Here is a 5,549-nt window from a genome sequence, read left to right on the forward strand (position 1 = left end):
ACCACCAAATCCTTTGCTTCAATATGGAGAATCAGACAGACAAATACAAATTTATACAAACTCATTGGAATAGTAAATCTGATGCTTCCCATCAATGCAGTCCTGCATGGATTTCTGAACCCATGCAATCGCTCCTTGGGTGTCTCGGTCGCGGATATAGGTCCAGGTCTTATAATTGCTTCGATATAATTCTTCTATCCCATAGAGTTCACAATAACGTTCCCACATATTAAAAATCGGTGCTCGGAAAGACTGGAAAATAAGTGGAATCAATGTATTTCCGGAAATTAGGGCAAACTCGTGTTGGAATTCGTAAGCAGCTTCAATGGCAGTGGTGACATCCTGTGCATCACGGATCTGATTAACGAATTCGAGGAGACGCTGGATGTTTTTGTCGCTGATCGTGTCGATGGCGAGCTGTGCAGCAAGTGTATCAAGCGCAATGCGGACTTCGAAGATGGAACGAATCTCCTGATCACGCATGCGTCCGCCGTTGTAATTCATGATCGCAATCAATGTATCCAGAGTCCCTTTTCTGCGGAAATCTGCTACATAAGTTCCACTGCGGGGTTTTACGGTGAGGAATCCTTTCTTCTCCAGCTCATTTATCCCGCTGTTGACAACCGCACGGCTGACCTGCATCATTTCAGCAAGCTGGCGTTCCGGTGGAAGTTTCTCTCCGACCTGTAGCTTGCCGGAAAGAATCAGATGTTCTAATTGTTCAATAAACAGATCCCTCAGGGAAGGGGAACTGATCTTCTGAAATTCCATAATAAATTCTCCGTTTCGTAAGCGTTATCTTCACAAAGTGTGTTTTGATGAGATAAAAATGTTGAAAATTTCGTAAAAAATAACGTTTATTGTTGATAAGTTTATTATAGGGAAAACAGGCGGTGGATTCAATACTCTATATTTATATCAGCTGGGAGATGACTCCCATCTCTATAGGTGGTGAGAAACAAGCTAGTATCAGTGGTGGGAGTCATCTCCCAGCTGATATAGCCTCCGGTAGGATTGCAGAGGAATTCTTGAAAAGCAAGAAGATTGTGGTATTATAGTTAGAGTAAATTGTGCGAGTATATCAGATATGAGAGGAACAATCATGGTAAAGATAGATTTGATTACAGGTTTTCTGGGGGCAGGAAAGACAACATTTATAAAAGAGTATGCATCCTACCTGCTTCGTCAGGGTCTGAATATCGGAATTCTGGAAAATGATTTCGGTGCGGTGAATGTGGATATGATGCTTCTTCAGGAGCTGCAGGGAGAAAAATGTGAACTGGAAATGATTTCCGGAGGGTGTGATAAAGAGACACACCGCAGACGATTCAAGACAAAGCTGATCTCTATGGCAATGTGTGGATATGACAGAGTAATCGTGGAGCCGTCGGGAATCTATGACGTGGATGAATTTTTTGATGGATTAAGAGAAGAACCTCTGGATCGGTGGTACGAAATCGGAAGTGTGATCACAATCGTAGATGCGGGACTGGAAGAAAATCTGTCAGATCAGGCGGAATATTTGCTGGGATCTGAGGCGGCGGATGCTGGTGTGATCGTGCTGAGCAGGCTGGATAAGGACAATGCTTGTGAAGAACAGGAAAACAGAATTATTTTACATGTCAATCGTTCTCTTGAACGTATTGGATGTACCAGAAGAATTGAAAAAGAAGTGATCGCAAAAGACTGGGATATGCTGACAGAGGAAGATTTTGCACAGATTCAGAACAGCGGCTATCAGATTGAGTCGTTTCGCAGACCGGAAGGTACAGAAAAGGATGGATTCCAGACCTTATATTTTATGAATCTGAATCGGACAGAAGAAGAACTGGTTCCGGCTGTGAAAAAGCTGTTTGGTAAACGTGGATGCACAGATGATTCTGAAAAAGAAAACAATAAAAATCTTAATGATATCGGAAGAGTGTTCCGTATAAAAGGATTTATGAAGAATCAATCCGGTGACTGGATGGAGCTGAATGCGACAACACAGAAGATGACAGTAAATCCAATCAAAGAAGGACAGGAGATTCTGATCGTGATCGGTGAGGATTTGAAAGAAGACAAGATTCGTGAGTGCCTGGAAGACAAATGCACTGAGGGAGCGGAAAATGAGTGAAATTCAATTGCCGGAAGCATTTCTGAAACTAGGAGAAGTGCTGGAACAAGGACAGTTTGAACTGCTTTTTACAGAAGAAAAACTGCGGCTGGTTTATTTGATGAACGATGCGGTAGAGAGCTTTCTTGTCTTTGAAAATGCAAGGATGACAGGTCAGTATAGAGAGGATTATGAAGGTGAACTAGAAGCGGAGTTAAGTGTAACAGAAGAACCGGAGGAGTCCTATGTCCTTGTAGTTCATCAGGGCGAGACCGTGGTTACGATTTTTTTTGAGGATTTAAGTGAAGAAGTACACTTATATGACTATGGAGAAATCGGACATTTCTGGGTGAAAGGTGCGGAATATCTGCGTCAGATAGAATATAAGATTGCAATCGTACGGGATAAACTGGATTATCTGGGAGCAAAATACTGTAATCAGACGGAGCGGAAACTAGCTGCGCTGGCGGACTTTCCGCCGCTGAATCATTGCTGTTATCCGGCAGTTTCAGAGCAATATGTAGTTCCAAGGGAAAATCCGTGGGTACCGTCAGCAGAAGCACATCAAGTGATGCAGGAGCTTGCGGCAACAGTAGAAGATAAAAAGTTACTAAGATGTCTAAAGTTTTATCAGAAACATCCACGGAAGCGGAGGGCAAAAAAGATTGCCGGGATGTTGCAGGAAAAGCGTCATGCAGAAGTCACAGATCTTTTGATGGAAGAACTGAAGATGGCAGCAGCAAATTACCCGAGAAGAAAATTCACAGATGAGGAAGAAAATCAGAATCGTAAGATTGAGAAGAGAGCATCAGAGCGGAAACGAGAGTTAGAAGAACAGGGATTTCGGATAAATATATTTCGTGAGGAACCATTTATTGCATCAAGAGATTCACTCCAATACAAAATCAGTCTGATGATCTGGGAAAAGAAAGGAAAAAAACGAAAAGTTCAGATAGAAGAATTTTCTGCTGACCGGAGAGGATAAGTATGGAACCATTTTATTATAGTAAGATGAATAAGATGCAGCAAGCAACGTATCATGCAATCTGTCAGGGCGTCTTGCGGATGGAGAAGGAGATTCAGGTACCGCGTATGAGCGGAGAAGAACTGTATAATGTATTCTTCCAGATGCGCCTGGATCACCCGGAGATTTTCTGGGCAACGGGATTTAAGTATCGTTATTATCAGGAATCGCCGAACATTCAGTTTATGCCGGAATATTTGTTTGACCGGGCGAAGGTGAAAGAACATCAGAAGGCAATGAAATCCAGAGTAGAGAAACTTGCACGACCGGCGCAGAAATTATCAGAATCAGAGAAAGAAAAATACATTCATGATTTCATTTGCGAGAATATAAAATATGATAAATTGAAGAAACCTTATTCACATGAGATTATTGGTCCGTTAGGACAGGGTGTCGGAGTTTGTGAGGGGATTGCAAAAGCGGTGAAAGTGCTGTGCGATGAACTTGGAGTCTGGTGTATGATCGCTATTTGCGGGAATAATCCGGATAAGGGAATCAAATACCGTCATACATGGAATATCGTGCGGATTAATGGGAAATATTATCATTTAGATGCGACATTTGATAATACACTTACAAGAAACTGTACGATCGGAGAAGAAATCCGTTATGATTATTTCAATCTGGAAGATAAATCGATTTTCCGGGATCATGAGCCTTTGATCGCTCCGGCTATGAAGTGTACGGACGGAGATCATTTCTATTATAAAGAAAAGAAACTGTCTTTTACAAAACCGGAAGAAGTTTACAAAAGAGCACTTCAGATGGCAAAGAAAGGAAGAATTCTGACGTTTCACTGGCGCGGAGGTTATCTGACAAAAACAGTTCTGGAAGAATTGCTTGATCTGATTGAAAAAGCAGGTGCGGAGAAAGGGAAGAAACCAAGAATCAGCCTTAACTGGCCACAGGCAGTGATTCGTTTTGGGTATGTTGATGCAGAGATAGCAGGAAGTAGCACAGCAGAAGAAGTGCAAATGGAAGAAGCGAATGAAGGTGAGATGCATTCTGACTAAAATACATATGTTATATATGCTTCAGACCGAGATCGGTATCAGAGTGATAGTTGAGAATTTACAAGAAAAAGTTAGTGTGATAGAATAGGATTGAACCGTGAAAGTTGTCGATATCTGTAGGATATAAGCGGGAGAAGAAACAACTTTCAAAAACCAAAGATGGTGACAAAAGAGAGGTTAAACAGATGATAATTGTAAAAACATACAGAGGACATATTCGTAACTGGGAAGAACTTTGTGAGAGGCTTGGAATTGATCTTACACTTTCCAGAGAAGAAAGAGAACATGAGATTTTGATTAAGGCATATCAGACATGGGGATGCGAGATGGCAGATCATATGCACGGAATGTTTGCATTTGCTCTGTGGGATGAGGAGGAGCAGAAACTTTTCTGTCTGAGAGATCAGTTTGGAACAAAACCATTCTATTACTATGAGACAGAAGATGGAGAGCTTCTTTATGGAACGATGATCCGTGATATTATCGATCAGCCGGGATTTAAGAAAGAACTGAATGAAGAGATGCTTCAGCTGTATTTAAGTCTGACCTATGTTGCCGGAGAGAATACATTTTTCCGTGGACTGAAAAAACTGTTACCGGGACGCTATCTGATCTGGCAGGATGGAAAGCTTGAGATTCACAGATACTGGAAACCGGAATTCCATCCGGATGAGAGCAAGACTCTGGAAGATTGGGCTGATGAGATCCATAATACTCTGAAAGAAATCATGCCGGAAGTGAAGACCGCAGATGAGAGAGTGGAGTCATTCCTGTCAGGTGGTGTAGATTCTTCCTATGTGCTTGCAATGTCTGATGCAGAACAGGCAGACTGTTGTGGATATGAGGAAGAGAGATTTGATGAATCTGTTCTTGCAGAGAAGACAGCACAGCTTCTTGGAAGAAAATTTTCCAGAAGTATCATTACACCGGAGCAGTTCTTTGATATTGTACCTTATGTTATGTACAATATGGAGCAACCACTTGGAGATGCATCTGCGATTGTATTTACACTTGGATGTAATGCAACAGCAGAACATACGAAGATCTGTTATTCCGGAGAGGGTTCTGACGAATTCTTCGGTGGTTATAATATGTACAGAAACGCAGAACGTTATGGTGAGAATCTGAAGAATTTCTATGTTGGAAATACCAATATCATGAAAGAAGACGAGAAGCAGAAGATTCTTAAGAAATACGATCCAGACGTACTGCCGATTGAACTTGCACGAGGAATCTACGAGGAGACAGAAGGTCTTGATCCGTTGACAAAGATGTCTGATGTAGATATTCAGATCTGGCTGGAAGGTGATATTTACCTGAATGTTGATAAGATGAGTACAGCAGCCGGACTTGAGATCCGTATGCCGTTGACAGATAGAAGAATTTTTGATATCGCATCTCGTATACCGTCTCGCTT

Annotated in this window: 5 protein-coding genes; 4 read left to right on the forward strand and 1 reads right to left on the reverse strand. The window is 41.8% G+C overall.

Features of this window, described 5'->3' with window-relative positions; all coding sequences use genetic code 11:
• Positions 1-51 precede the first annotated feature (51 nt).
• Complete coding sequence (locus LI126_RS14495) at positions 52-771, reverse strand: FadR/GntR family transcriptional regulator (RefSeq protein ID WP_227165641.1); 720 nt, start codon at positions 769-771, stop codon at positions 52-54.
• Positions 772-1,102: 331 nt separating this feature from the next.
• Between LI126_RS14495 and LI126_RS14500 the strand changes: the two genes are divergently transcribed.
• The 4 genes from LI126_RS14500 to LI126_RS14515 all read left to right on the forward strand — a co-directional run.
• On the forward strand, positions 1,103-2,116 hold the full coding sequence (locus LI126_RS14500; protein ID WP_227165642.1) for a GTP-binding protein: 1,014 nt from the start codon (positions 1,103-1,105) through the stop codon (positions 2,114-2,116).
• Positions 2,109-3,080, forward strand: coding sequence for a DUF3878 family protein (locus tag LI126_RS14505; RefSeq protein WP_227165643.1), 972 nt, complete (start codon positions 2,109-2,111; stop codon positions 3,078-3,080). Before LI126_RS14500 ends, LI126_RS14505 begins: the two co-directional genes overlap by 8 nt.
• 2 nt (positions 3,081-3,082) lie before the next feature.
• On the forward strand, positions 3,083-4,132 hold the full coding sequence (locus tag LI126_RS14510) for a transglutaminase domain-containing protein (RefSeq protein WP_227165644.1): 1,050 nt from the start codon (positions 3,083-3,085) through the stop codon (positions 4,130-4,132).
• A 185-nt stretch (positions 4,133-4,317) separates the two neighbouring features.
• On the forward strand, positions 4,318-5,549 hold a 1,232-nt coding region (locus LI126_RS14515; protein WP_227165646.1), incomplete at its 3' end, for an asparagine synthetase B family protein.

The sequence above is a fragment of the Mediterraneibacter sp. 210702-DFI.5.30 genome (genome assembly GCF_020560115.1).
Lineage (GTDB): Bacteria > Bacillota > Clostridia > Lachnospirales > Lachnospiraceae > Mediterraneibacter > Mediterraneibacter faecis.